This window comes from Streptomyces tuirus, from assembly GCF_014701095.1.
In the GTDB taxonomy this organism is placed as follows: domain Bacteria; phylum Actinomycetota; class Actinomycetes; order Streptomycetales; family Streptomycetaceae; genus Streptomyces; species Streptomyces tuirus.
Window position 1 is genome coordinate 3,360,169 of sequence record NZ_AP023439.1, and the last position, 26,169, is coordinate 3,386,337.

The 26,169-nt window shown below is 71.3% G+C and carries 21 protein-coding genes, 4 pseudogenes and 1 riboswitch; of the genes and pseudogenes, 12 read left to right on the forward strand and 13 right to left on the reverse strand.

What is annotated here, in order from left to right; genetic code table 11:
- Window positions 1-5: 5 nt before the first annotated feature.
- Window positions 6-389 (reverse strand): hypothetical protein, encoded by a 384-nt coding sequence (locus IGS69_RS15290; RefSeq protein ID WP_190900176.1) that lies wholly within the window; start codon window positions 387-389, stop codon window positions 6-8.
- 55 nt (window positions 390-444) lie between these two features.
- Between IGS69_RS15290 and IGS69_RS15295 the strand changes: the two genes are divergently transcribed.
- Both IGS69_RS15295 and murQ read left to right on the forward strand, forming a co-directional pair.
- Window positions 445-1,380 (forward strand): MurR/RpiR family transcriptional regulator, encoded by a 936-nt coding sequence (locus IGS69_RS15295; RefSeq protein ID WP_190900179.1) that lies wholly within the window; start codon window positions 445-447, stop codon window positions 1,378-1,380.
- Between the two features lie 46 nt (window positions 1,381-1,426).
- Entirely contained in the window at window positions 1,427-2,359 is a 933-nt protein-coding gene (gene murQ, locus IGS69_RS15300) for an N-acetylmuramic acid 6-phosphate etherase (protein WP_190900181.1), read from the forward strand.
- Between the two features lie 21 nt (window positions 2,360-2,380).
- Here the strand turns inward: murQ and IGS69_RS15305 are convergent, their stop codons facing one another.
- Both IGS69_RS15305 and IGS69_RS15310 read right to left on the reverse strand, forming a co-directional pair.
- Window positions 2,381-4,405 (reverse strand): hypothetical protein, encoded by a 2,025-nt coding sequence (locus IGS69_RS15305; protein ID WP_190900183.1) that lies wholly within the window; start codon window positions 4,403-4,405, stop codon window positions 2,381-2,383.
- A 189-nt stretch (window positions 4,406-4,594) separates the two neighbouring features.
- Window positions 4,595-4,786 (reverse strand): annotated as a pseudogene (locus IGS69_RS15310) (hypothetical protein); the annotation flags it as partial.
- A 113-nt stretch (window positions 4,787-4,899) separates the two neighbouring features.
- On the opposite strand from IGS69_RS15310, the pseudogene IGS69_RS15315 reads away from it, so the two are divergent.
- From IGS69_RS15315 to IGS69_RS15330, 4 genes and pseudogenes are all read left to right on the forward strand, one after another.
- Window positions 4,900-5,735 (forward strand): annotated as a pseudogene (locus IGS69_RS15315) (helix-turn-helix domain-containing protein).
- Between the two features lie 10 nt (window positions 5,736-5,745).
- Window positions 5,746-5,910: pseudogene (locus IGS69_RS15320) on the forward strand (DUF397 domain-containing protein); the annotation flags it as partial.
- Between the two features lie 247 nt (window positions 5,911-6,157).
- Window positions 6,158-6,964, forward strand: a pseudogene (locus IGS69_RS15325) (hypothetical protein).
- A gap of 13 nt (window positions 6,965-6,977) precedes the next feature.
- On the forward strand, window positions 6,978-7,547 hold the full coding sequence (locus IGS69_RS15330) for a hypothetical protein (RefSeq protein WP_190900187.1): 570 nt from the start codon (window positions 6,978-6,980) through the stop codon (window positions 7,545-7,547).
- 10 nt (window positions 7,548-7,557) lie between these two features.
- On the opposite strand, the gene IGS69_RS15335 is transcribed toward IGS69_RS15330, so the two are convergent.
- The 6 genes from IGS69_RS15335 to thrC all read right to left on the reverse strand — a co-directional run bounded on the left by IGS69_RS15335 (window position 7,558) and on the right by thrC (window position 14,899).
- Entirely contained in the window at window positions 7,558-9,108 is a 1,551-nt protein-coding gene (locus IGS69_RS15335) for a carboxylesterase/lipase family protein (RefSeq protein ID WP_190900188.1), read from the reverse strand.
- A gap of 90 nt (window positions 9,109-9,198) precedes the next feature.
- Complete coding sequence (locus IGS69_RS15340; protein WP_190900190.1) at window positions 9,199-10,323, reverse strand: NADH:flavin oxidoreductase; 1,125 nt, start codon at window positions 10,321-10,323, stop codon at window positions 9,199-9,201.
- Between the two features lie 229 nt (window positions 10,324-10,552).
- Window positions 10,553-12,175, reverse strand: coding sequence for a chaperonin GroEL (groL, locus tag IGS69_RS15345; protein WP_190900191.1), 1,623 nt, complete (start codon window positions 12,173-12,175; stop codon window positions 10,553-10,555).
- A gap of 393 nt (window positions 12,176-12,568) precedes the next feature.
- Window positions 12,569-12,772 (reverse strand): cold-shock protein, encoded by a 204-nt coding sequence (locus IGS69_RS15350; protein ID WP_010035953.1) that lies wholly within the window; start codon window positions 12,770-12,772, stop codon window positions 12,569-12,571.
- Window positions 12,773-13,217: 445 nt separating this feature from the next.
- Window positions 13,218-13,493 (reverse strand): MoaD/ThiS family protein, encoded by a 276-nt coding sequence (locus tag IGS69_RS15355; RefSeq protein WP_031135858.1) that lies wholly within the window; start codon window positions 13,491-13,493, stop codon window positions 13,218-13,220.
- 119 nt (window positions 13,494-13,612) lie between these two features.
- Window positions 13,613-14,899, reverse strand: a complete 1,287-nt coding sequence (thrC, locus tag IGS69_RS15360) for a threonine synthase (RefSeq protein WP_190900192.1) — start codon at window positions 14,897-14,899, stop codon at window positions 13,613-13,615.
- Window positions 14,900-14,917: 18 nt separating this feature from the next.
- A riboswitch (SAM riboswitch) is annotated at window positions 14,918-15,074 on the reverse strand.
- Window positions 15,075-15,229: 155 nt separating this feature from the next.
- On the opposite strand from thrC, the gene IGS69_RS15365 reads away from it, so the two are divergent.
- The 3 genes from IGS69_RS15365 (at window position 15,230) to otsB (ending at window position 18,465) form a co-directional block, all read left to right on the forward strand.
- The gene (locus IGS69_RS15365; RefSeq protein ID WP_190900193.1) at window positions 15,230-16,174 is read left to right on the forward strand and encodes a glucosyl-3-phosphoglycerate synthase; all 945 of its coding nucleotides are present in this window, start codon (window positions 15,230-15,232) and stop codon (window positions 16,172-16,174) included.
- A 73-nt stretch (window positions 16,175-16,247) separates the two neighbouring features.
- Complete coding sequence (locus tag IGS69_RS15370) at window positions 16,248-17,636, forward strand: alpha,alpha-trehalose-phosphate synthase (UDP-forming) (protein WP_190900194.1); 1,389 nt, start codon at window positions 16,248-16,250, stop codon at window positions 17,634-17,636.
- 7 nt (window positions 17,637-17,643) lie between these two features.
- Complete coding sequence (gene otsB / locus IGS69_RS15375; protein ID WP_190900197.1) at window positions 17,644-18,465, forward strand: trehalose-phosphatase; 822 nt, start codon at window positions 17,644-17,646, stop codon at window positions 18,463-18,465.
- A gap of 83 nt (window positions 18,466-18,548) precedes the next feature.
- Here otsB and IGS69_RS15380 read toward each other — a convergent pair whose 3' ends face one another.
- Window positions 18,549-18,794 (reverse strand): DUF3263 domain-containing protein, encoded by a 246-nt coding sequence (locus tag IGS69_RS15380; RefSeq protein WP_190900198.1) that lies wholly within the window; start codon window positions 18,792-18,794, stop codon window positions 18,549-18,551.
- A gap of 38 nt (window positions 18,795-18,832) precedes the next feature.
- On the reverse strand, window positions 18,833-20,086 hold the full coding sequence (locus IGS69_RS15385; RefSeq protein WP_190900199.1) for an extracellular solute-binding protein: 1,254 nt from the start codon (window positions 20,084-20,086) through the stop codon (window positions 18,833-18,835).
- 133 nt (window positions 20,087-20,219) lie between these two features.
- On the opposite strand from IGS69_RS15385, the gene IGS69_RS15390 reads away from it, so the two are divergent.
- The 3 genes from IGS69_RS15390 to IGS69_RS15400 all read left to right on the forward strand — a co-directional run bounded on the left by IGS69_RS15390 (window position 20,220) and on the right by IGS69_RS15400 (window position 23,415).
- Window positions 20,220-21,161, forward strand: a complete 942-nt coding sequence (locus tag IGS69_RS15390; RefSeq protein WP_190900200.1) for an ROK family protein — start codon at window positions 20,220-20,222, stop codon at window positions 21,159-21,161.
- On the forward strand, window positions 21,161-22,372 hold the full coding sequence (nagA, locus tag IGS69_RS15395; protein WP_190900201.1) for an N-acetylglucosamine-6-phosphate deacetylase: 1,212 nt from the start codon (window positions 21,161-21,163) through the stop codon (window positions 22,370-22,372). The genes IGS69_RS15390 and nagA overlap by 1 nt, the downstream gene beginning before the upstream one ends.
- A gap of 113 nt (window positions 22,373-22,485) precedes the next feature.
- Window positions 22,486-23,415, forward strand: coding sequence for a 1-phosphofructokinase family hexose kinase (locus tag IGS69_RS15400; protein WP_190900202.1), 930 nt, complete (start codon window positions 22,486-22,488; stop codon window positions 23,413-23,415).
- 9 nt (window positions 23,416-23,424) lie between these two features.
- Here the strand turns inward: IGS69_RS15400 and IGS69_RS15405 are convergent, their stop codons facing one another.
- On the reverse strand, window positions 23,425-24,357 hold the full coding sequence (locus IGS69_RS15405) for a CBM35 domain-containing protein (protein WP_190900203.1): 933 nt from the start codon (window positions 24,355-24,357) through the stop codon (window positions 23,425-23,427).
- A gap of 117 nt (window positions 24,358-24,474) precedes the next feature.
- Window positions 24,475-26,133: a diguanylate cyclase CdgB gene (cdgB, locus tag IGS69_RS15410; protein ID WP_190900214.1), complete on the reverse strand. Its 1,659-nt coding sequence runs from the start codon at window positions 26,131-26,133 to the stop codon at window positions 24,475-24,477.
- Window positions 26,134-26,169 lie beyond the last annotated feature (36 nt).

The following is a 26,169-nucleotide window of genomic DNA, read 5'->3' on the forward strand; positions in this document are numbered from 1 at the left end:
GGGCCTCACGAGGACGCCGGCCCGCCGATGGCCTCGCCCAGTGATCCCACGGCGGCGACCTTCACGCCCGCCTCGCCGCACACCCAGTGCGGGTCGGGCCCCAACTCCGGCTCCACGTCGAGGGCGTGCGGCTCGCCGGCGCCGCACACCGGGCACAGCGGCCAGCGCCCGTACCGCTCCAGCAGGGAGTCCTGGACGTCCTGCGCGACCAGGCCGGCCACGTACCGGGCGCCCTCGGGCCACTGCTCGACCCACCATCGGCGCTGCTTGACGGACTCCTCGACCAGGGACACGACATCCGCGTCGGCGACGCGGCCCGCGACGAGGTCGGCCAGCACGAGGGCGCGCGCGGCGTGCAGCGCCTGCTCCAGGGGGCTGATGGGATCCATGCACCCATTGTGCGCACTCTTGACCCCACCGCCGCCCCGAAAATATCTTTCAAGGGTGACCCGAGACGTGAAGGAAATTTTCGCCCGCGAGCGCGGCGGCCCCTCGGGCGCGAGCGGCGCCCCGCCCGCCCCGGCCGCCCTCGCGGCCAAGGTCCGCACGCTGGGCCCGTCGATGACGCGGTCCATGCAGCGCGTCGCCGAGGCCGTCGCGGGCGACCCGGCCGGCTGCGCGGCCCTCACGGTCACCGGCCTCGCCGAGCTCACCGGCACCAGCGAGGCGACCGTCGTGCGCACCGCCCGCCTGCTGGGCTATCCGGGTTACCGGGATCTGCGCCTGGCCCTCGCCGGGCTCGCCGCGCAGCAGCAGTCGGGCCGCGCCCCCGCCATCACCACGGACATCGCGGTGGACGACCCGATCGCCGACGTGGTCGCCAAGCTCGCCTACGACGAGCAGCAGACCCTCGCCGACACCGCCGCCGGCCTCGACACCGTCCAACTGGGCGCGGCCGTCACCGCCCTGACCCAGGCCCGCCGCACCGATGTGTACGGCGTCGGGGCGTCCGGCCTGGTCGCCCAGGACCTCACACAGAAGCTGCTGCGCATAGGGCTGATGGCGCACGCCCACAGCGACCCGCACCTCGCCGTCACCAACGCCGTGCAACTGCGCGCGGGCGACGTCGCGATCGCCATCACACACTCCGGGTCGACGGGGGACGTCATCGAGCCGCTGCGGGTCGCCTTCGAGCGCGGGGCGACGACGGTGGCGATCACCGGCCGCCCGACCGGCCCGGTCACGCAGTACGCCGATCATGTCCTCACCACGTCCACCGCACGCGAGAGCGAGCTGCGCCCGGCGGCCATGTCGTCCCGGACCGGTCAGCTCCTCGTGGTGGACTGCCTGTTCGTGGGGGTGGCGCAGCGGACGTACGAGAAGGCGGCGCCCGCGCTGTCGGCGTCGTACGAGGCGCTGGCCCACCGGCACCGTTCCTGAGGCAGCCGCCCCGCCCAGCACCGGAAAGACACGGAAAGAGCCGTTCATGACCTCCACCTCCCACTCCCGTGATCTCAGGACCGAGTTGGAGTCCCTGACCACCGAGGCCTTCCGGCCGGAGCTCGCGGACATCGACCGGCTGCCCACCCTCGACATCGCCCGGCTGATGAACGGCGAGGACGCCACCGTGGCCGGGGCGGTCGCGGCCCGGCTGCCCGGGATCGCCGCCGCGATCGACGCCGTGGCGGAGCGGATGGCCCGGGGCGGCCGTCTGGTCTACGCGGGCGCGGGCACGGCGGGCCGGCTGGGCATCCTGGACGCCTCCGAGTGCCCGCCCACGTTCAACACCGACCCCTCCCGGGTCGTCGGCCTGATCGCGGGCGGCCCGGACGCCGTGGTGACCTCGGTCGAGGGCGCGGAGGACTCCCGGGACCTGGCGAGGACCGACCTGGAGGCCCTCGCCCCGGCCCCCGACGACACGGTGGTCGGCATCTCCGCCTCCGGCCGCACCCCGTACGCCATCGGCGCCGTCGAGCACGCCCGGGCCCGCGGCTGCCTCACCATCGGCCTCGCCTGCAACCCCGGCAGCCCGCTCGCGGCCGCCGCCGACCACGGCATCGAGATCGTCGTCGGCCCGGAACTGCTCACCGGCTCCACCCGCCTGAAGTCCGGCACGGCGCAGAAGCTCGTCCTCAACATGATCTCGACGATCACGATGATCCGGCTGGGCAAGACCTACGGGAACCTGATGGTCGACGTCCGCGCCTCGAACGACAAGCTCCGCGCCCGCTCCCACCGCATCGTCGCCCTCGCCACCGGCGCCGGGGACAAGGAGATCGAGGAGGCCCTCACGGCCACCGACGGCGAGGTGAAGAACGCCATCCTGACGATCCTGGCCGGGGTGGACGGCCCGACGGCCGCCCGACTGCTGGAGGAGTCGGGCGGGCACCTGCGGGCGGCCCTGGCGGCGAGCGGCTGAGCCGTCACACCCCCGACGCCGTCACGCCACCACGACCACGGACTGTTCCTCCCCCAAGCGCTCGGCCTGCTCCCCAGCCGCCTTCTCCGCCAGGGCGTTGACCGCCGCGTTGAAGCGCTCCATGGAGGTGGGGCGGTCCGGGCCGAGGACGTACTCCTTGAGGACCCGGCGCTCGGCCGCCATCGGGTCGCGGCCCGGTGCGCGCACCGAGTCGAGGATCTCCGGCAGCCGGGTGCAGGCGCGGTCGAGGAGGTAGGCGCCCCCGGCGGTGGTGTACGCCGCGCGGAACTCCTCGTCGGACAGGTCGTTCGCGTTGGTCAGGACGTACGGCTTGAGGCTCGCCACGAAGTCCGCGACCACGGAGGACACATCGCTGACGAGGATGTCGGCCTGGTCGAAGCACGCGTACAGCGTGGGCAGTTGCCTGACGATCACCTGGTGCCCGAGCGGGCCCCGGCTCTCCCAGTACAGCCGGTGCCACTCGGCGCGCAGCTCGTGCCACTCGGCCTCCCCGTCCAGGCCGGAGGGGCGGGCCTCGCGGGTCTGCTGGGCGTCGTCACCGGCGAGCCGCCCGGACAGTTCACCGAGCCGCGCCTGGATCTCCGCGAGCCGCGGACGGACGGCGGCGATCGCCGCCTCGGTCTCCTGGGCGCCGCGCCGCTCGTTGTCGGCGCGCAGCAGCTCCCGGATCGCCCGGTCCGCCTCGGCCGCCTCGCGGGAGCGCTTGCCGGTGAGGGGGTGCGGCTTGTAGAGGACCCGTACGTTCTCCGCGAGCAGCTTCTCGACCAGCGGCACACCCATCGGGATCAGCGACGTGTGGCAGTCGTCGTCGCTCCAGCCCTCCCAGGTCGGCGCGTACAGCACGGTCGGCAGCGGACCCGGCACATGGTCGGCGTGCAGCCGGATCGACGACAGCTGCGGGCGGCCCACCTCGACGATCGCCGAGTCGCTGATCGCGTGCCGCACCCGCTGGTAGCGGTCGCGCCCGGCCCGCCCGGCCACCCAGATCTCGTCGTACACCTTGCTCACCCGGTTGCTGCTGGCCAGCTTGTCGCTGTCGCCGTGCCCGATGAAGACGTGCTTGGCCTCGGCGACGCGCAGCATGTGCACGTTCTTGCCCGCGTTCCCCGGGTAGAGCACCACCCGCAGCTCGGGCAGCTCCAGCTGCGCCACGTCGTCGGCCTTCGGCACGCACAGGACCGGGATCGACGTACGGCTCAGGAAGCGGAACGAGGCCCGCTCCCTCAGGATGATCAACGGCCGCCGGTCGAGCTGCTCCAGCGTCTCGATCCACATGTTGACCTGGTACATGAAGTCCCGGGACACGGCCGCGAAGCTGAAGTAAAGCGCCACCTCCGGCCGGTATCCGGCCAGCTGACGGTTGACCTCGGCGATCACCTCGTCCCCCGACGGCACCCGGCGGGCCCGGCGCAGCTGCCCGAGCAGCGCCACCACGGCCGCGACAGCGAGCCCGGCGGTGAGCGCGAAGCCGATGCCCGCGGGCTGCCCCGTCCCGGCCGCCAGCGCGGCGAGCAGCCCGGCATGGGCCGGTAGGTCCAGGTGCAGCAGCTTGCGCAGGAAACGCCGGTAGAGGAGAGCGGGCGGCGACTGCGGAATGCCCGCCCCGCTCATGTCGAGGTTGCGCACCACCACCGGCAGCGTGCGCCGCCGCCGGATGGCGTGGTGCACGGCCGTGAAGATGATGACCAGGGTGAAGTGGGCGGCGAACACGGCCAGCGCGGCCACCAGCACCGCGCCCGGCGCGTCCATCCGGTCGGCCAGCGCGAGCAGCATCACCGTCCGCAGGGCGAACCGCATCGTGCGGGTCAGCTGCAACGCGGCCAACCGCCGCACGAAGGCGGGCGAGCGCGAGTGCAGCACCTCGTCCGCGACGTAGGTCACGGCCGAGGCGGCGGCGAAGCCCCACAGCGACGGGAGCAGCGCGAAGACGGGCAGTGCGGCGAAGCCGGCGGCGAACAGGAGCACAAGAAGAAGGTCGGTCTTCCCGCGCACACGCAGGACACCGCACAGCCAACGCAACGTCATAAGACAGGATTCCTCTAGGGAAAGGATGTGATTTCCGGAGTGGCGTGCGGTGGGGCGAACGCCGGCGTATGCGCGATACGCCTGTTCGACGGCGGTGAAGGGCGAATGGTTGTACTCCCACCGTTGGCCATTACTTCACCGTGACTTCATCTCCCGGTTGACCTGCCGCACGCGAGCCCGCAGCGTCTCCCCAACGGGCAGCGAGCGCAGTACGTCGGTGAGGTGCTCGGCCGTCCGTACGTTGCACCGCCCCAGATCGACCAGCGCGTACGGCTCGTCGCTCGCGCCGGTCACGGGGTCGATGCCCAGTGACGGCAGCACGACCCCGACTCCGGCGAGGGCGTCCCGCAGCGACTGCACGATCTCTTCGGTCGAACGCACCGTTCCTACCTCCACGCTGAGTTTGTGATTCACCACACAGCGTGGCGGACACGTCTCTAACCTGGCCAGATACGGCGGTCCAACAACCCGATCTGTACGACAGGGAGTTGCCCATGCCCGGTTCCAGGGACCTCGACCCGTCCTCCTCCCCTCGTGCCCTCCTGGGCGCCGAACTCCGCCACGCCCGCGAGAAGGCCGGCCTCAGCCAGGAGGACTTGGGTCAGCGGCTGTTCGTGAGCGGGTCGTTCATCGGGCAGCTGGAGGCGGGGACGCGGAGGTTGCAGCGGGAGTACGCGCGGTTGCTGGACGAGGTGCTGGGGACGGAGGACTTCTTCCAGCGGAACTGTGCGGCGGCGGCGAAGTCGAAGTACCGCGCGCACTTCGCAGAAGCAGCAGAGGTGGAGACGCAAGCCGCGGCCATCAGGGAGTACACATCGATGCTGATTCCCGGACTGCTCCAGACACCCGCCTACGCACGAGCCGTCAGCCGCGCTTACCAGCCCTCAGCGGCAGACGAGGTCATCGAGGCGCTGGTGACAGGCCGGATGGAGCGGGCGCGGATTCTCCGCGATCCAACAAAGCCTCTGTTGTGGACGGTGATTGACGAGGCCGCACTGCGCCGCGCGACGGGCGGACCGGAGGTGATGGCGGGGGCGCTACGCCACCTCATCGGCCTGATCCGTGGCAACCGCGTCATCGTTCAGGTGCTGCCGTTCGACGCAGGGGCCCATCCGGGGATGCAGGGCTGCGTCAGGGTGATGGACTTCGACGACGCCCCTCCACTCGCCTACCTGGAAGGGGTCGACACCGGGCAACTGGAGGACGACCCGGCCACCGTCGCGCGCTACAGGCTCTCGAGCTCCTCACGGCTTCGGCGCTCTCGCCTGAGAAGTCTCTGGCCCTCCTCGATGCGATGGCGCAGGATTACGACCATGAGGAACACGCCTGAGTGGTACAAGTCCAGCTACAGCGGCGGCACCGGCGACAACTGCCTGGAAGTCACCCAGGCATTCCCCGATGTCATCCCCGTCCGCGACTCCAAGACCCCCCACGGCCCGAAGCTCGTGTTCCGGGCCACCGCCTGGTCCGCTTTCGTCGAGAACCTCAAGGACGAGACGACCTGAGCTTCGGGATCCGGGCTTCGAGCTCTCTTTTCAAGGAGTGGGTGGAGGGCCTCAACCCACCCACCCTCCCGACTGGTTGACGCGACGCATCCGGTTTGCCACGGACAGTCACCTACCTCTAACGTTTCTGGAAAAGCAACAGCCCCCGCTTGGTGCGCCAACACCTGCGGGGGCTTAACCATCGAGATCGGACAGCGATCCCATGGCTGACGCCAACTTTAGTGCTGCCTCCCCGTCCGCGCACCCCATGGCCAACCCCGGCTACGGCAAGCGCACGACCCACGACCAAACCCCCGTGCACGAAACGCGACTTCGCCCACCTCCCACCCCGCGAAGCCGCCGTCGCCGCCTACCTCGACCGGCTCCCCGACGGCGCCGACATCTCCGTGAAGACGCTGGCCAAGCAGCTCCCGTACGGACAGTGCGCCCTGGGCACCGCCCTCAACCGCATCCAGCAGGCAGGTCACCTGCGCCGAGGCCGGGAGTGCGTCACGGCGGACGACGGCAGCTCCCGCTGGATCACCCGATCGTGGTGGTCCGGTACCGCCAGGGATGACGACTGGTGGACGGCGTTCACCCGCGGCGACGCGCCACGGCCGCAGGCGGCACGCCCCACCCGTTCCCGCGCTCACATCCTCCTGGCCGCCCTCGGCCGCACAACCCCCGTCCTGTCCCTCTCCCAGACCGACTGCGCGGACCTCGCCCCACTCGTGACGGAGTGGTTCGCACGGGGCGCCTCGGAGGAGGACGTAGTCGTGCGCTCACAGCCGGCCTGCCGACACCGGTCCATCACCCCGCCGCGCTCGTCCGCACTCGCCTGACCAGCAAACTCCCGCCCCCACCCCCTCCACGCCCACCCCTACGGGTCCTGGAGTGCGCGAAGTGCGGCGCCCCAGGGCGTCCGGAAACCCTGCCAGGAGGCCGTTGCAGCGCCTGCCGGGGCGAACGCGCCCCCACGCAACCCGCCGCACCCCTCTCCGCCCCCACGGTCCACGCACACGCGGCCGGGATCCGGGCCGCGATGTCCCGCCGACGCCACGACTACGCCGACTGACGACAATGGACTCATGAACCACTCCCAGCTGACCGCCCTAGGCCGCGCCCTCCGTCTGCTCGGGGAGCACGGGGAGGCCCTCTCCGCCGACACCCCGGACGCCAAGCTGCACGAGGTCAAGGCCGATCTGAAGCGCGCCCTGGACCTGCTGGACGAGAGTGTCACGGGCGCCGCGCCCAGTACCCGCTGCCCCGAGCACCCGAACGGCCCGGTCGACGAGGCCGCCCCCGATCTGTGCCTGCTGTGCGAGACGCGGCGCAGGGCGGCCCGCCGGGCGGAGTTCAACGGGCCCGCCCCGCAGCACCGGCCCGCCGAGCCCGCGCCGTCCCGCTACGGCGTGCGCGGCGACCGTCCCCAGCCCCAGCAGCGCTGGCTGGCGGAGCTGTGGAACGGTCAGGCCTGGCAGCTGTGCGGCACCCCGCGCCGGGACCGACGCGAGGCCGAACTGTTCATCAACGCCCAGCGCAAGGCTCCCCGGGCCGCCATGGCGTACCGGCTGGTCCACGAGTTCACCGACTACGAGGTGCTGCGGGTGTGGGGGACGCCGGTGCGGGTGGACATCGAGCCGATGGGCAACCTGTAGCGGCCCGGGCTCACAGCAGCGGCAGGGGCAGGAACTCGTACCCCTCCCACAGCCGCCGCGACCGCTCCTCCGGGTACGCCCGCACCTCTGGCTCCGCGTCGAGCACCTGCACCAGCCGCCGCTCGTCGTCGTACGCCGGCCAGCCCGGGTCGCCCGACCTCGCGAAGGACGTCCAGGACGCGCGGAAGCGGGACGAGAGCGCGAGGGCCTCGGCGGACGGCTCCGCGCCCGCGAACAGCAGCAGCCCCAGGTCCGCCCCGTAGGTGCCGAACAGCAGCGGGATGTCCAGGGCGTGGCAGGCGCCGAGCGCGCCGCCGTTGCCCGGGGCCGGCCAGGTCAGTTCGTAGACGTGCGCGCTGCCGCCGCCCGCGCGCTGCGCCTCGGCCAGGTGCAGGGACGGCATGTTGAACAGCCAGTCCGTCTGGACGCGTTCGTAGAGCTCGCTCGGGGAGGCGTCGGGGAAGGCGTCGCGGTACGCCTGTGCACCGCTGGGGGCGAAGAGGCTCAGGGCCGAGGCCGCCCGCTCGTCGGATATCTGGCCGAGCTGTCCGGCCATGGCGATGAAGAGGCGGTACTCGTCGCGGTTGTGGCCGACGAGGAGGTCGACGTCCGCCGCCGATCCGGACCGCAGCGCCTGCCACGGGCTCGTCGGCAGGACCTCGCCGTCGACGACCGGGGCGAACGGCGTGACCGTGGGCGCCGCCTGGCCCCAGCGGTCGATGCGCTGGAGCATCTTGGCGCTCAGTGTCTCGCCCGCCGACGTCAGCCGGTGCGGGGCGATCGTCGAGAGGTCGGCGACGGTGGGGCGCAGTCCCGCCTCGGCGGCGAGGGCGGTGCCGATGTCCCGGGCGAGCGCGTCGGAGAAGAACGTCCCCGGCACGCTCTGGGCGATCGCCCGCTGGAACAGCCCGGCCGCGCGCGGCATGGAGAGCAGCGAGGCGACCGAGCCTGCGCCCGCGGACTCCCCGAAGATCGTGACCTGGTCGGGGTCGCCGCCGAAGGCCTCGACGTTGTCCCTCACCCACTCCAGCGCGGCCACCTGGTCGAGCAGTCCGCGGTTGGCGGGCGCTCCCTCGATGTGCGCGAAACCCTCCATGCCCAGGCGGTAGTTGAGGGACACGACCACCACGTCGCCGTCGGCGGCGATGCGGTGGGCGTCGTAGCCGGGGCTGCCGGAGTGGCCGAGCTTGTAGGCGCCGCCGTAGATCCACACCATGACCGGGCGGCGGGCCGCCGGGTCGGGTTCGGGCGTCCAGACGTTGACCGTGAGCCAGTCGTCGCCCTCGGGAAGGTCGAGCAGGCCCGGGCCGCCCAGGCTGCCGAGGTCCTGCGGGGGCGGCGGGCCGAAGGCGTGGGCCTCCCGTATGCCGTCCCAGGGCTGGGCGGGGCGGGGTGCCTGGAAGCGGGCCGCGCCCACCGGGGGCGCGGCGAACGGGATGCCGCGGAAGACCGCGAGCCCCGCCTCCCTCCGGCCCCGGACCGCCCCGGCGGTGGTGCGCACCACCGGCCCGGGCTGCCCGGCGGAACCGTCGTGCGGCGGGCGGGACTCGGTCGTCGTCATCTGGATCTCCTCAACTCAAGGCCGGTGAACGGGCGCTCAGTCAGTGTCCTTGACTGACGCAAGCAGATCCAGGGCCTCAGGTGACGGAGGTCAGCTGAGGGACTTCAGCGCCGCCGGGTTGTAGGGCGCCAGCTCCTCGGTGCGGCCGTCGAGCACCTTGCGGGCCCACTCGGGGTCCTGGAGCAGCGCGCGGCCGACGGCGACCATGTCGAACTCGTCGCGCTCGAAACGGTCCAGGAGGTTGTCGAGGTCGCCCAGTTCGGCGCCCTGGCCCTGGAAGGCCTTGAGGAAGTCACCGTTCAGGCCGACCGAGCCGACGGTGATGGTGGGCTTGCCGGTGAGCTTCTTGGTCCAGCCGGCCAGGTTGAGGTCGGAGTCGTCGAACTCGGGCACCCAGTAACGGCGGGTGGAGGCGTGGAAGGCGTCGACACCGGCCGCCGCGAGCGGGGCCAGGATGGCCTCCAGCTCCTCGGGCGTCTCGGCGAGGCGGGCGTCGTAGGCCTCCTGCTTCCACTGGGAGTAGCGGAAGATGACGGGGAAGTCGGCGGAGACGCTCTCGCGGACGGCGGTGACGATCTCCTCGGAGAGCTTGGCGCGGGCGACCCTGTCGCCGCCGTAGGCGTCGGTGCGGCGGTTGGTGCCCTCCCAGAGGAACTGGTCGAGCAGGTAGCCGTGGGCGCCGTGCAGCTCGACGCCGTCGAAGCCGATGCGCTCGGCGGCAGCGGCGGCCTCGGCGAACGCGCCGATGACGGCGTCGATGTCGGCCTGGGTCATGGCCTTGCCGGTGGGCTCCGTCGCGCCGATGCGCAGACCGGAGGGGCCGACGGCGGGGGCGTCGGCGACCGGGGGCTCGCCCTGGTTGCGGACCATGCCGATGTGCCACAGCTGGGGCACGATCGTGCCGCCCGCGGCGTGCACCGCCTCGGCGACCTTCGCCCAGCCCGCGAGCTGCTCCTCGCCGTGGAAGCGCGGCACGCGGTCGCTCTGCCCGGCCGAGTCGTGGCCGACGTAGGTGCCCTCGGTGACAATCAGGCCGACTCCGGCGGCGGCGCGGCGCGCGTAGTACGAGACGACGTCCTCGCCGGGCACGCCGCCCGGGGAGAACATGCGGGTCATCGGGGCCATCGCGATCCGGTTCGGAACGGTCAGGCCGCCCAGCGTTACGGGCCGGGACAGGATTTCGGCGGCGCGGGATGCGGAGGCGGCGACAGTCACGTGGGGGCTCCCTCGGGGGTACCGGATGGTATGTGCATACGCATAGGACGCATGATTCAACCACCCAGCCCGGCCCCCGCATCCCGTCCCGGCTGTGATCCCGGACACGCGAGAGGCGCGCCCTTGAGCTCGCGAGGGGGCGTACCCCCGGACACGCCCGAGGGCGGCACCCCCTGCCGGAACAGGAAGTGCCGCCCTCGGTAAGGACGTTGATCAACCCTGGGGTCGATCAGAAGTCCATGTCACCGCCCGGCATGCCGCCGCCGGCGGGCGCGGCGGCCTTCTCCGGCTTGTCGGCGATGACGGCCTCGGTGGTGAGGAACAGCGCGGCGATGGAGGCGGCGTTCTGCAGGGCAGAGCGGGTCACCTTCGCCGGGTCGATGATGCCCTCGGCGATCATGTCGACGTACTCACCGGTCGCGGCGTTCAGGCCGTGGCCGACCTGGAGGTTGCGGACCTTCTCCACGACGACGCCGCCCTCGAGACCACCGTTGACGGCGATCTGCTTCAGCGGGGCCTCCAGGGCGAGCTTCACGGCGTTGGCGCCGGTCGCCTCGTCACCCTCGAGCTCCAGCTTCTCGAAGACCTGGGAGGCCTGCAGCAGGGCCACGCCACCACCGGCGACGATGCCCTCCTCGACGGCCGCCTTGGCGTTGCGCACGGCGTCCTCGATGCGGTGCTTGCGCTCCTTGAGCTCCACCTCGGTGGCGGCACCGGCCTTGATGACCGCGACACCGCCGGCGAGCTTCGCCAGGCGCTCCTGCAGCTTCTCGCGGTCGTAGTCCGAGTCGCTGTTCTCGATCTCGGCGCGGATCTGGTTGACCCGGCCCTGGACCTGCTCGGGGGAGCCGGCACCGTCGACGATGGTGGTCTCGTCCTTGGTGACGACGACCTTGCGGGCCCGGCCCAGCAGGTCGATCGTGGCGTTCTCCAGCTTGAGGCCGACCTCCTCGGAGATCACCTCGCCGCCGGTGAGGATGCCGATGTCCTGCAGCATCGCCTTGCGGCGGTCGCCGAAGCCCGGGGCCTTGACGGCGACGGACTTGAAGGTGCCGCGGATCTTGTTGACGACCAGGGTCGACAGGGCCTCGCCCTCGACGTCCTCGGCGATGATCAGCAGCGGCTTGCCCGACTGCATGACCTTCTCGAGGAGCGGCAGCAGGTCCTTGACGTTGCTGATCTTCGAGTTGGCGATCAGGATGTACGGGTCGTCGAGGACGGCCTCCATACGCTCCATGTCGGTGGCGAAGTACGCCGAGATGTAGCCCTTGTCGAAGCGCATACCCTCGGTGAGCTCCAGTTCCAGACCGAAGGTCTGGGACTCCTCGACGGTGATGACGCCTTCCTTGCCGACCTTGTCCATGGCCTCGGCGATGAGCTCGCCGATCTGGGTGTCGGCGGCGGAGATGGAGGCCGTGGAGGCGATCTGCTCCTTGGTCTCGACGTCCTTCGCCTGCTCCAGCAGGGCGGCGGAGACGGCCTCGACGGCGCGCTCGATACCGCGCTTGAGGGCCATCGGGTTGGCGCCGGCGGCTACGTTGCGCAGACCCTCCTTGACCAGGGCCTGGGCGAGAACGGTCGCGGTGGTCGTACCGTCACCGGCGACGTCGTCCGTCTTCTTGGCGACTTCCTTGACCAGCTCGGCGCCGATCTTCTCGTACGGGTCCTCGAGCTCGATCTCCTTGGCGATGGACACACCATCGTTGGTGATCGTGGGCGCGCCCCACTTCTTCTCGAGGACGACGTTGCGGCCCTTGGGGCCGAGCGTCACCTTGACAGCGTCCGCGAGCTGGTTCATGCCGCGCTCGAGGCCGCGCCGCGCCTCCTCGTCGAACGCGATGATCTTGGCCATGTGAAGTGGTCCCTCCAGGACTGGGGGTGATTACTTCGGACCGCGCCCGCGCCCGCGACGGACGGCTCGCCAGCCTTGTGGTTCCTTCCCCACCCGGCCTGCGGGCCTCACCGACCCGGTCCTTACGTTGTCACTCTCACCTTCAGAGTGCTAACGCAATGATTAGCACTCGACCCCCGAGAGTGCAAGGCGCGCTCGCGTAGCGAGTGCTCGTTGAGGGGTGGTGGTCGGGCGACGGGTGGGCGCAAGCGCCTCCGGGGGATCGGGCGGGGGCGTCAGCCCCTCGCGAACACCGCTCCATGGGGTGTTCGAACAGGCCGAAGGGCCCGCACCCCGGGGGGTACGGGCCCTTCTGAGAAGACCGGTCGCTGATGCGTTGGTCGTGGTGCGCGTTCAGGCAGAGACGCGAACCATGTCGGCCTGCGGTCCCTTCTGGCCCTGCGAGATCTCGAACTCGACCCGCTGGCCCTCTTCAAGGGTGCGGTAGCCGTCCATCTGAATCGCGCTGTAGTGGACGAAAACATCCGCACCACCGTCGACCGCGATGAAGCCGTACCCCTTCTCCGCGTTGAACCACTTGACGGTGCCCTGAGCCATGCCTAACTCCCCTATTACTGGCCCTTGCACAGATCCACACTTCGCGGATCCGGGTCAGACCTCACCCCCCACGGTTGGGGGCGTGCGCCGGAACGCGTCGACCGCGGCTGAATGTATCTGTCCAACTGCCGTCTGCAACAGGTCAATCGGACGAGAATTCTGGACGCGCCGGGTCCGGAATGTAGGGAGAATTCGTCCGAATTCAGGGCAAGTCGGGCCGCACAAAGGGAACAAAAGCCGCAAAAGATGCGCACACTTTGGCTACATCTTGTCGGACTCGCAGCGGGAATTCAGGGTTCCGATCAGGGGATCGGGATCGCGTTCCCCAACTGTACCGCGCTCAATCACGCAGAATTGCCCCCTCCGCTTCTCTCACGGAGGGGGCAATTCGATGAACTCTCAGTGACGGCCGTTACCGAAGGTAATAACAGGCCGCCCGACCGGTTCAGCCGCCGGCGACGGCGGGAATGATCGACACACCGGCACCGTCCGGCGTGGCCGTCTCCAGCCCCTGCTCGAACCGCACATCGTCGTCGTTGACGTACACGTTGACGAACCGACGCAGCTTGCCCTGGTCGTCCAGCACCCGGGCGGCGATCCCGGTGTGGTTCTTCTCCAGGTCGGCGATGACCTCGCCGAGGGTCCCACCATCGGCGGACACCTCAGCCTGCCCGCCGGTGTAGGTACGCAGGATGGTGGGGATGCGGACGGTGACGCTCATGACTTGCAACCTCCGGGTTGGGTGACGCACCTGCTTCTAGGGGCGCGGGGCTGTGTCGATTTGCGGCTCCGCCGCGCGGGCGCGACCAGCCCCCACAGGCCCGCAGCAAACAACGACGCTCAGACGAGCCCGGCCTCACGGAAAGACTCGAGGCTGGGACGAATGGTCGCCGTCAGACCCGTGCCCGCCACCGCATCCAGCGTCTTGAGACCGTCCCCCGTGTTGAGCACCACCGTGGTCTTGGACGGATCCAGCAGCCCGTTCTCCAGCAGCTTCTTGGTGACACCCACCGTCACACCACCGGCGGTCTCCGCAAAGATCCCCTCGGTCCGGGCAAGGACCTTGATCGCGTCGACGACCTGCTCGTCGTTCACGTCCTCCACCGCACCGCCGGTCCGCCGCGCGATGTCCAGCACGTAGGGCCCGTCCGCCGGGTTGCCGATGGCGAGCGACTTGGCGATGGTGTTCGGCTTCTGCGGGCGGACGACGTCGTGCCCGGCCTTGTAGGCGACGGACACCGGCGAGCAGCCCTCGGCCTGCGCACCGAAGATCTTGTACGGCTTGTCCTCGACGAGACCGAGCTTGATCAGCTCCTGAAGACCCTTGTCGATCTTCGTCAGCTGCGAGCCGGAGGCGATCGGCACCACGAGCTGGTCCGGCAGCTGCCAGCCGAGCTGCTCGCAGATCTCGTACGCGAGGGTCTTGGAGCCCTCCGCGTAGTACGGCCGGAGGTTGACGTTGACGAAGCCCCAGCCCTCACCGGCCGGGTCGCCGATGAGCTCGGAGCAGAAGCGGTTCACGTCGTCGTAGTTGCCCTCGATGCCGACGAGCTCGCCGCCGTAGACCGCGGCCATGACGACCTTGCCCTGCTCCAGGTCGTGCGGGATGAACACACAGGAACGGAAGCCGGCGCGGGCGGCGGCGGCGCCCACCGCACCGGCGAGGTTGCCGGTGGAGGAGCAGGAGAGCGTGGTGAAGCCGAAGGCGCGGGCGGCCTCCAGGGCCTGGGCGACGACGCGGTCCTTGAAGGAGTGCGTCGGGTTGCCGGAGTCGTCCTTCACGAACAGCTTGCCGGCGTCGACGCCCAGCTCGCGCGCGAGGTTGTCGGCCTTGACGAGCTTGGTCCAGCCGGGGTTGATGTTCGGCTTGTCCGCGACGTCGGCCGGGACCGGCAGCAGCGGGGCGTAGCGCCAGATGTTCGCGGGTCCCGCTTCGATGCGCTTGCGGAGCTCTTCGGTTTCGTAGGCCGAGAAGTCGTAGGCGATCTCCAGCGGGCCGAAACACTCCTCGCACGCGAAGACCGGGCCGAGGGGCACGCGGTGACCGCATTCGCGGCAGCTCAGCGCGGCGGCGGGGCCGAGGTCTACGGTGGATTCGGTGGTGCTTGCAACAGTCTGCGCAGCCATGTGAGGCGAGGCCCTTTCTCCTCATCTTCCTCACGACGCATCTCGCCGTGAGACGGATTTGGCACCTTCCCGAGCCGGGAGCCTCGCGCTGGCGGTCGACAGTGACCTACGAGTACCGACTGGAGGGTTGCCGGGGCTTCATCGGGCCGTTTCCCTCTGCCCCTCTGGATGAGCTGTATGTGGTTGTAAACGACGGCCGACCCCGGACATGCGATGGTCACCCGCGCTGTTCAAGACTGTAACCGACGACCAGGACAGTTGAGATAGTCGTCCGAACCGCGAGACGCGTCACATTCCGTCCCGCCGAGAGAACGCTAAGGAGCCGCCACGGTGCTGGAAGAAGTCGAGCGCTGGCTGAGCACCCGTTCCTGGTCCGCGAACGAGCGCCCGCTCCACCGGATCCTCGCCGCGAAGCAGCGCACGGGCCAGACGGTCAGCGTCGTACTGCCCGCTCTCAACGAGGAGGCGACGGTCGGGGACATCGTCTCCGTCATCCGCCACGACCTGATGCGGCAGGTGCCGCTCGTCGACGAACTGGTCGTCGTCGACTCCGGGTCCACCGACCGCACGTCCGAGGTGGCCGCCGCCGCGGGCGCGCGGGTGGTGCACCGGGACGAGATACTCCCGCGCCTGCCCGCCGTGCCCGGCAAGGGCGAGGTGCTGTGGCGCTCGCTCCTGGTCACCCGCGGGGACATCGTCTGCTTCGTCGACGCCGACCTCAAGGACTTCTCGTCCGACTTCGTCTCCGGGATCGTGGGCCCGCTGCTCACCGAGCCGGACGTGGACCTGGTGAAGGCCATGTACGACCGCCCGCTGGCCGGGGCCTCCGGGCAGGGCGGCCGGGTCACGGAACTGATGGCGCGCCCGCTGCTCAACATGCACTGGCCGCAGCTGGCCGGCTTCGTGCAGCCGCTCGGCGGCGAGTACGCGGCCCGCCGCTCCCTGCTGGAGCAGCTGCCGTTCCCCGTCGGGTACGGCGTGGAGCTGGGCATGCTGGTCGACGCCCTGCACCTGGCGGGCCTGGACGCCCTCGCCCAGGTGGACGTGGGGGTGCGCAGGCACCGCCACCAGGACGGGCAGGCGCTGGGCCGGATGGCCGCCGCGATCTACCGCACGGCCCAGCTGCGGCTCGCCCGCGGGCATCTGATCCGGCCGGCCCTGACGCAGTTCGAGCGCGGGGAGGACGGCTTCGAGCCGCGGACGTACTCCGTGGACACCGAGGAGCGTCCGCCGATGGTGGACATCGCCGAGTACCAGGCGCGGAGAGCGGCCTGACCGGGACGGTTTTCGGCCGGACGGGTCAGATCCGCACGTTTGAGCGTCCGGGGCCCGGGCTAGGTTGAGGCTTATGGCTTCGACGAACGGTGCTGCACAGGTGCTGGTGGCCTCCAACCGGGGTCCCGTCTCGTACACGGTGGGCGAGGACGGTTCGCTGGAGGCCAAACGGGGCGGTGGCGGGCTGGTCTCCGGGCTCTCCGCGATCGGCTCCGACGCGGACGCGCTGTGGGTGTGCTCGGCGCTGTCCGACGGCGACCGGGAGGCGGTGCGGCGCGGGGTCGGCGAGGACGGCGTGCGGATGCTGGACATCCCGGCCGACGTGCACGCCGACGCCTACAACGGCATCGCCAACTCGGTCCTGTGGTTCGTCCACCACATGCTCTACCAGACGCCGCTGGAGCCGGTCTTCGACGCGGAGTTCCGGCGGCAGTGGGCGTCCTACGAGGCGTACAACCGGGCGTTCGCCGAGGCGCTGGCCGAGGAGGCGGCCCGGGGCGCGGCGGTCGTGGTGCAGGACTACCACCTCACGCTGGTGCCGGGCATGCTCCGCGAGCTGCGGCCCGACCTGCGCATCGGGCACTTCTCGCACACGCCGTGGGCGCCGCCGGAGTACTTCCGGATGCTGCCGGACGACGTGGCCGGGCAGGTGCTGCGCGGCATGCTCGGCGCGGACCGGCTGGGCTTCCTCACCGAGCGCTGGGCGGAGGCGTTCACCGCGTGCGCCGAGCGGTTCGCGGGCGGGCTCGGCGGCACGCGGGTGGGGGTGCACGGGCTGGGCGCCGACGCGGACTTCCTGCGCAAGCGGGCGCACGAGCCGGACGTCGACGAGCGGATGGCCGCGCTGCGGCAGGAGATCGGCGAGGGCCGGCGCACCATCGTCCGGGTCGACCGCACCGAGCTGTCCAAGAACATCGTGCGCGGCCTGCTGGCCTACCGCCGGCTGCTGGAGGCGCACGCCGAGTGGCGCGAGCGGGTGGTGCACGTCGCCTTCGCGTACCCCTCGCGGCAGGACCTCGCGGTGTACCGGGACTACACGGCCGAGGTGCAGCGGCTCGCCGACGAGATCAACGCCGAGTACGGCACGCCCGGGTGGACCCCGGTCCTCCTCAACCTCAAGGACGACTTCGCCCGCTCGCTGGCCGCCTACCGGCTGGCCGACGTGGCCCTGGTCAACCCCATCCGCGACGGCATGAACCTCGTCGCCAAGGAGATCCCGGTGATCTCCGACGCGGGCTGCGCGCTGGTGCTGTCGCGGGAGGCCGGGGCGCACGAGGAGCTGGGCGAGGACGCGCTCACGGTGAACCCCTACGACATCACGGGCACGGCGTCGGCCCTGCACGAGGCCCTGTCGATGCGCCCGGAGGAACGCGCCGAACGCGGCAAGCGCCTGGCCGCGGCGGCGACGGCACTGCCACCGGCGCAGTGGTTCGTCGACCAGCTCGACGCGTTGAGGGGCTGAGAGCCGGATGAGCAGCCTTCCCACCCCCGCCACGCAGGCCGGGCAGGACGGCCTCGACGCCCTCCTCGCGCAGCCCGGCAAGGCACTGATCGGGCTCGACTTCGACGGGACGCTCGCGCCGATCGTGGCCGATCCGGAGCTGGCCCGGGCCCACCCCCGGGCGCTGTCCGCGCTGGCCGCCCTCGCGCCGAAGGTGGCCGCCGTCGCGGTGATCACCGGCCGGCCGGCCGAGGTCGCGGTGCGCAACGGCGGCTTCGCGGACGTGCCGGGTCTGGAGCACCTCGTCGTCCTCGGGCACTACGGCGCCGAGCGGTGGGACGCCCGCACCGGCAAGGTCACCGCGCCCGAGCCGCACCCCGGCGTCGCGGCCGTACGCGCCGAGCTGCCCGGGCTGCTCGACGGGAGCGGGACCTGGATCGAGGACAAGGGCAGGGCGGTGGCCGTGCACACCCGCCGGGCCGCCGACCCGCAGGCCGCCTTCGACGCCCTGCGCGAGCCGCTCACCGACCTGGCGACCCGGCACGGCCTGATCGTCGAGCCCGGCCGCATGGTCCTGGAACTGCGCCCGCCCGGCATGGACAAGGGCGTCGCCCTGACCGGCTTCGCCCAGGAGATCGGCGCCGGTTCGGTCCTCTACGCCGGCGACGACCTGGGCGACCTGCCCGCCTACGCGGCCGTCGACACCCTCCGCACGACCGGCACCCCGGGCCTGCTGGTGTGCAGCGGCAGCGACGAGGTGACGGAACTGCGCAAGCGAGCGGACGTGGTGGTGAACGGCCCGGAGGGGGTCGTGGACCTGCTGGCGGCCTTGGCGGACCGGATCGGCTGAAGGACACGTCCCCCTTAGGGGCGCGGGGAACTGCGCGAGCAACCACAACGGGCCCGCAGCCCGCGACGGCCGGGAATCCCCACTCACCGCTCGGACCGACGCCGCTCCCGAACCCGCCGCAACCGATTCACCGTCACCGGATCATGCTCCAACGCCCGCGCATCATCCAGCAGCGCATTGAGAAGCTGGTAGTAGCGCACAGGGGCGAGCCCCAGCTCCTCCCGTATCGCCCGCTCCTTCGCACCGGGCCCGGAGAACCCCCGGCGCTCGAGCGCGAGAATGTCCCGCTCCCGACGCCCGAGCCCCTGCTCACCCGCGTCCTCATCCATGAACGGCACCGTAACGCCCCCCACCGACAGCAGCGAAGCTACTCCGCACTCTCCGCCCGAGCCGCCCCCGCCTGAAGGTGCCCAAGGACGCCCGTGGGGCTGCCGCCGGGCGCGACGGCCTTGCCGATCTGCTGCTTGACCTGGGAGGCGACGTCGGCCCAGGACGTCTTGCCGACCGGGTAGAGCTCGGAGGCCAGCAGCTCCTCCAGGAACGGCCTGAGGTGCCGGTCCTCGTCGGAGGCGGCCATCGTGCCGGACGCGGAGGAGGTGACCGGCAGCAGGTCGTACTCGCGGGAGAAGGCCAGCACGTTCTTCTCGCTGTAGACGAAGTCGAGGAAATCGCCCACCTGGTCACGGTGGCCGTTCTTGCGGAACGCCGTCATCCAGTCGGTGACGCCGAGCGTGGACCTGCTCGGGCCCTCCTTGCCCGGCGTGGGCACCATCCCGTACTTGACGCCCTTCTTGGCGGCGATCTTCATCAGCGAGGGGTGGCCGTTGAGCATGCCGACCTGGCCCTTGGCGAAGGCGGCGAACGCCGCGGCCCGGTTCAGCTCCCCGGGCGCGACCGGCCCGGTCAGGTCCTTGCCGACCAGGTCCTGCTTCAGCCAGGAGAAGGTGTCGATGTTCTCCGGGGAGTCGATGCCGTAGCTGTCGACGCCGTCGGTGTAGCCGCCCCCGCCGCTGAGCATCCACTGCATGGTCTCGGCCTGTGCCTCCTCGGGGCCGAGGGGCAGCGCGTACGGGTACTTCACGCCCTCGGCCTTGAGCGCCTCGGCGTCCGCGGCCAGGTCGTTCCAGGACCCGGGCGGGGTGATGCCGGCCTTGGCGAAGAGGGTCTTGTTGTAGAAGAGCACGCGGGTGGAGGCGGCGAAGGGCAGCCCGTACTGCACGCCCCTCACCTGGCCCGCGGAGGCCAGCTGCCCCACGAAGTCGGCCTGTGTGCGTATGGAGAGCAGGTCGTCGGCCTTGTAGAGCTGGTCCTGGGCGGCGTAGTCGGCGTACGCGCCGATCTGCGCCATGTCCGGCGGGTCACCGGCGGCGACCATCTCCCTGACCTTGCGGTCGACGTCGTTCCAGGAGTGGACGCTGACGTCGATCTCGACGTCGGGGTGGTCGGCCTCGTACTCCTCGACGAGCTTGTCCCAGTACTTCTTCGAGCTGTTGGCCGCGCTGTCGCCGTAGTCGGCGGCGACCAGCTTCAGGGTCACGTCGGCCGATCCGCCGGTGACGCCGCAGCCGCCGAGGACCGCCGTCATGCCCAGTGCGGACACCACCGCGATCGTTCCTGCCATCCGCCGACGCTGCACCGCTGCTCTTCCCCAACCCCGGCGTCACCGCCGCCGAAACATTTCGATATCCGGAACAAGGTCTACACCACGTGAATGGACTAGACCTCTTGCGGGTCCCCGGGTCACACTGTTCTCCGTGAAACATGTCATCGCCCTCGACGTGGGCGGCACCGGAATGAAGGCCGCGCTGGTTGGGCCGGGGGGCGAGGTGCTGCACCGGGCCCGCCGGGCCACCGGACGCGCCCAGGGACCGGACGCCGTGATCGCGGGCATCCTGGACTTCGCCGCCGAGCTGCGCGCGTACGGCGCCGAGCGTTTCGGCACGCCCGCGTCCGCCGCCGGTGTGGCCGTGCCCGGCATCGTCGACGAGGCGCACGGCCTCGCCGTCTACGCCGCCAACCTCGGCTGGCGCGACGTCCCGCTGCGCGACCTGCTGACGCAGCGGCTCGGCGTCCCGGTCGCCCTCGGCCACGACGTGCGCACCGGCGGCCTCGCCGAGGGGCGGGTCGGCGCGGGCCGGGGCGCGGACCGGTTCCTGTTCGTGGCCCTGGGCACCGGCATCGCGGGCGCCATCGGCGTCGACGGCCGGGTCGAGGCGGGCGCGCACGGCTTCGCGGGCGAGATCGGCCACATCGTCGTACGCCCCGGCGGGGCCCCCTGCCCCTGCGGGCAGCACGGCTGTCTGGAGCGCTTCGCCTCGGCGGCAGCCGTGAGCGAGGCCTGGGCCGCGGCCTCGGGCGACCCGGGCGCCGACGCCGCCGACTGCGCCAAGGCGGTGGACGCCGGCGACCCGAAGGCCGAGGCGGTCTGGCAGGAGGCCGTGGCCGCCCTGGCCGACGGCCTGGTCACGGCCCTGACCCTGCTGGATCCCCGCGTCCTGATCATCGGCGGCGGGCTGGCGGAGGCGGGAGAGACCCTCTTCACGCCGCTGAGGGAAGCGATCCGCAGCCGCATCACCTTCCAGAAACAGCCGGCACTCGTCCCGGCGGCGCTGGGTGACACGGCCGGATGTCTCGGTGCTGGGCTCCTGGCCTGGGATCTCCTCGACCACACCGACCGCATGGAGGTAACCCCCTGATGACCAACGCCTCAGGGGCGCGGGGAACTGCGCGACAAGCCCCCACGCACCCGCACCCCGCAACGGCCGGACACCCCACGGTCCTCACCGGCGCGACAGTGGTCCTCCCCACAGGACCCGTCGAAAACGGCCGGCTGACCATCGAGGGGCCCCGCATCACCGGGTCGACACCAAAAAACGCCCAGGTCATCCACGCCCCCGCCCACTTCGTCATCCCCGGCTTCGTCGACCTGCACAACCACGGCGGCGGCGGAGCCTCCTTCACCTCCGGCTCGGTCGACGACATCCTCAAGGGCATCCACACCCACCGGCTGCACGGCACGACCACCCTGGTCGCCTCCACCGTCACCGGCGACCTGGACTCCCTCACGCGGCGCGCCGGCCTGCTGAGCGAACTCGCCGAGCAGGGCGAGATCGCCGGCGTCCACTTCGAGGGCCCGTTCATCTCCCCCTGCCGCAAGGGCGCCCACTCCGAGGCCCTCCTGCGCGACCCCCACCCCGCGGACGTCCGCAAGCTGATCGACGCGGCCCGGGGGCGGGCGAAGATGCTCACCCTGGCCACCGAACTGCCCGGCGGCCTCGAATCGGTACGTCTCCTCGCCGACCACGGCGTGATCGCGGCGATCGGCCACACGGACGCCACGTACGAGCAGACGGTGCAGGCCATCGAAGCGGGCGCCACGGTCGCCACGCACCTCTTCAACGCGATGCCGCCGCTCGGCCACCGCTCCCCCGGCCCGATCACCGCGCTGCTGGAGGACGACCGGATCACGGTCGAGCTGATCAACGACGGCACACACCTCCACCCCGCGGCGCTGCGACTGGCGTTCCATCACGCGGGCGCCGACCGGGTCGCGTTCATCACGGACGCGATGGACGCCGCCGGTTTCGGCGACGGGCGCTACTGGCTGGGCCCGCTGGAGGTGGAGGTCGCGGACGGCGTGGCCCGGCTGGTGGAGGACGGCACGATCGCCGGCTCGACCCTCACCCAGGACCGTGCGTTCAAGCGGGCGGTCACGGTCGACGGCCTCTCCGTGGAGGACGCGGTGCGGGCACTCTCGGCGACCCCCGCCCGGCTGCTCGGCATGGCCGACACGATCGGCTCACTGGAGCCCGGGAAGTACGCCGACCTGCTGCTCGTGGACTCCGCGTACGAACTGAAGGGCGTCATGCGCCGTGGCGAATGGGTGGTCCCTCCCCGACTGGGCTGATCCGTCCCGCAGTCGGGAGACGGTGGCCGACTCCAGGACTGGGCCGACCGCCGTCTCTTTGGCATGATCAGGGAACGTTCACGGCAACAAGCGCGCCTGGGGAGGTCGGCCCGGTGATCCTCACGGTCACGCTGAACACCGCTCTCGACATCACCTACCGCGTACGGTCCCTCAGGCCGCACGCCTCCCACCGCGTCTCCGAGGTGACGGAACGCCCCGGCGGCAAGGGCGTCAACGTGGCCCGGGTGCTCGCGGCCCTCGGGCGCGAGGTGACGGTGACGGGGTTCACGGGCGGGGCGACGGGCCGGGTCGTGCAGGAGAAGCTCGCGGCGGTGCCGGGGGTGGTGGACGCGCTGGTCCCGGTGTCGGGCGCGACCCGCCGCACGGTCGCCGTGGCCGACGAGCGCACCGGCGACACGACGCAGCTGAACGAACCGGGCCCGACGATCACGGCGTCCGAATGGTCGTCGTTCCAGGAGGCCTACGAGGACCTGCTCCCCGGGGCGTCGGCGGTGGCCCTGTGCGGCAGCCTGCCGCCGGGCGTCCCGGTGGGCGCGTACGCGGGCCTGGTCCGCACGGCCCGCTCCTTCTCGGTCCCGGTCCTCCTGGACACCAGCGGCGAACCCCTGCGCCGGGGCGTCGCGGCCCGCCCCGACATCATCAAGCCGAACGCCGAGGAACTGGCGGAACTCACGGGCTCCCACGACCCGCTCCGCGCGACCCAGGACGCCCGCCGCCGGGGCGCGGGCGCGGTGGTCGCCTCCCTCGGCCCGGAGGGCCTTCTGGCCCTCACCCGAGAAGGCCGCTGGCGAGCCACCCCACCGGCCTCGGTACGAGGCAACCCCACAGGCGCGGGCGACTCAGCGGTAGCGGGCCTGCTCTCGGCCTGGGTGGAACACCTCCCCTGGCCGGCCTGCCTCACCCGCGCGACGGCTCTCGCGGCAGCGACGGTGCGGGCACCGGTGGCCGGGGAGTTCGACCGGGGGCTGTACGAGGAGTTGCTGACGGGGGTGACGGTTTCGGGGGAGGTCAGCGCGGCTTGAGCCGAGCCGTCACTTCTTCAGCCAGAGCTGGTCGAGAACCGCGTCACACTGGTTGCCCTCGTTGCAGGCGATCTCGATCGTGTTGGTGCCCTTGGTCAGGTTGACGTTGGACCACGTCTCCTGCCAGCCCTTTTCCCAGTCGCCCTTGGGCAGACCGCCGAAGTTCTTCATGTTGACGGGCCGGTCCTGGGTGTCACCGTTGACCACCAGCGTGGCGTTGGCGTCCACGCCCGGGATGCCGTAGCGCACGTAGAGGCGGTAGCTGCCGGCCTTCTCGATACCGTCCACCGTCCAGGTCACCTTGGCACCGACCTGGTTGAAGCCCGTCACATAGACCCCGCCGTCGGCCTTCGCGCCCTTGAAGTCCGACGCCGTCGTCAGGCCGGGGCTGAGCCGCAGGGCCTTCGCGTCGGCCTCCGGGAGGTCCTTCGGGGCCGCGCCGGCCTTGGTCGCCGAGGGGCTCGGCTTGGACTCCTGGGACTGGGTCGGGGTGGTCCCCGTCTCGTTGCCCGCGTCGCTCTTTTCCTTGTCGCCGCCCAGCATGGCCACGCCGATGCCGATGACGACCGCGGCCACCACCGCGATCGCGCCGATCAGCAGACCCTTGTGGTTCGGGCCGCGGCCACCCCGGCCGCCACCGCCGCCGACCGGCATCTGCTGGGCGGTGGTGGCACCGCCGGGCAGCGTCTCCGGCGCGGCGTAGTGCGCGTTCGGCTGGCTGTAGGTGGCCTGCTGCGGGACCTGGCCGTACGGCGCGGTCTGTGCGTGCTGCGGCGGCTGGCCGTACTGGCGCGTGCCGACCGCTCGCACCCGGTTGACCGAGTTCGGGTAGCCGTAGCCCCCGGACGGCGGCTGGGCTCCGTTGGCCTGCCCGTCGGCGTAGAGATAGCCGAACGGGTCGTCGTCCTCGGGCGTGCTCGCGCCGTTGTTGCCGGGCGTCATCCCTTGGTCTCCTCAGTCAGGTGCGGTGCATGCGGTACACGGGTGAGTAAGCGAGCCTACCCGCTCCCAGAGACCCAAACGGGTGACTCAGACCGCATCAACTCACTGAGCTGGGCTTCACCCGGCGCGTCTGTGTTGTTTGGGACGAGATCGTTTCTCGACGTACATCCGCTCGTCAGCGGATTTCAACACTTCGTCCGCCGTCATTCCACAGTGTGCCCATCCGATGCCGAAGCTGGCGCCCACCCGCACGGCCCGCCCCTCGGCACGGATGGGCTGGATGATCTCGCTGCGGAGCCGGACCGCGAGGTCCTGCGCGTCCGCCCGGCCGAGCCCGTCGGCCAGAATGACGAATTCGTCACCCCCGAGCCGGGCGACCGTGTCACCGTCGCGGACGCCGCCGCTCAGCCGCCGGGCGACCTCGATGAGAACCGCGTCACCCGCGTTGTGCCCGAACCGGTCGTTGATCGACTTGAAGCCGTCGAGGTCGCAGAAGAGCACCGCGAGACCCTTGGTGCCGTCGTCGTGGGTCCCCTCCGGGGCGACGGTGTGCACATGGTGGTCGTAGGCGTCGTACGGCTCGGCGCCCTGCCGGAAGTCGAAGCCGGGCCCGACCACGTCGAAGGCGGGATGGCCGTAGGCCGCGTCGACGGATTCCACGGCGGAGCTCGGGGATGACGCGCGTTGACAGAGCCGGGCGGACAGGCGGGATCGCAGCTCGGCGGAGTTCGGCAGGCCGGTGAGCGAGTCGTGCGAGGCACGGTGGGCGAGCTGGAGCTCGCGGCGCTTGCGCTCCTCGATGTCCTCGACGTGGGTGAGCAGGAAGCGCGGCCCGTCCGCGGCGTCCGCGACGACGCTGTTGCGCAGCGACACCCACACGTACGTGCCGTCGCGGCGGCCCAGGCGGAGCTCCGCGCGGCCGCCCTCCGCCGAGGTGCGCAGCAGGGTGCCTATGTCCTCGGGGTGGACCAGGTCGGAGAAGGAGTAGCGGCGCATCGCGGAGGCCGGGCGGCCCAGCAGCCGGCACAGCGCGTCGTTCGTGCGCAGGATCCGGCCGTGCTGGTCGCCGCCCATCTCGGCGATGGCCATGCCGGACGGCGCGTACTCGAAGGCCTGCCTGAAGCTTTCCTCACTGGCCCGCAGCGCCTGCTGCTCGCGCTCCAGCCGGACGAGGGCGCGCTGCATGTTGGCGCGCAGCCGGGCGTTGCTGATCGCGATGGCGGCCTGGAAGGCGTACATCTGGAGCGCCTCGCGGCCCCATGCCCCGGGCCGGCGGCCGTTGCGCGGCCGGTCCACGGAGAGCACGCCGATCAGTTCGCCGCACGCCGCGCTGCCCTGGGGGCCGGGCGCGTACATGGGCGCGAAGAGGCGGTCGGAGGGGTGCCACTCGTCCTCGAAGCGGGGGGCGGGGCCGTCGGTGTACCACTGCGGGACGTCGTCGTCGTCGAGGACCCAGCCCTCGGTGTGCGGTATGAACACCAGGTCGCCCCACTGCTCGCCCATGGCGAGGCGGCGTTCCCAGGACTCGCGCGAGCCGACCCGGCCCGTGATGAGGGCCTCGGCCGCGGGGTTCCCGGCGAAGGCGGCGACGACGAGGTCGCCGTCCGGCCGTACGAGGTTCACGCACGCCAGCTCGTACCCGAGGGCCGCGACGACGCCCTCCGCGACGGTCTGCAGTGTGTCCGCCAGGCTCCGGGCCGTGTTCATGTCGGCCATGACCTGGTGCAGTTGTCGCAGGGACGCAAGACGGACGTAGGGTTCCGACTCGGTCTCCATGCTCGCCCTCCCCCCGAGTACTCGCAGCGATTCAAG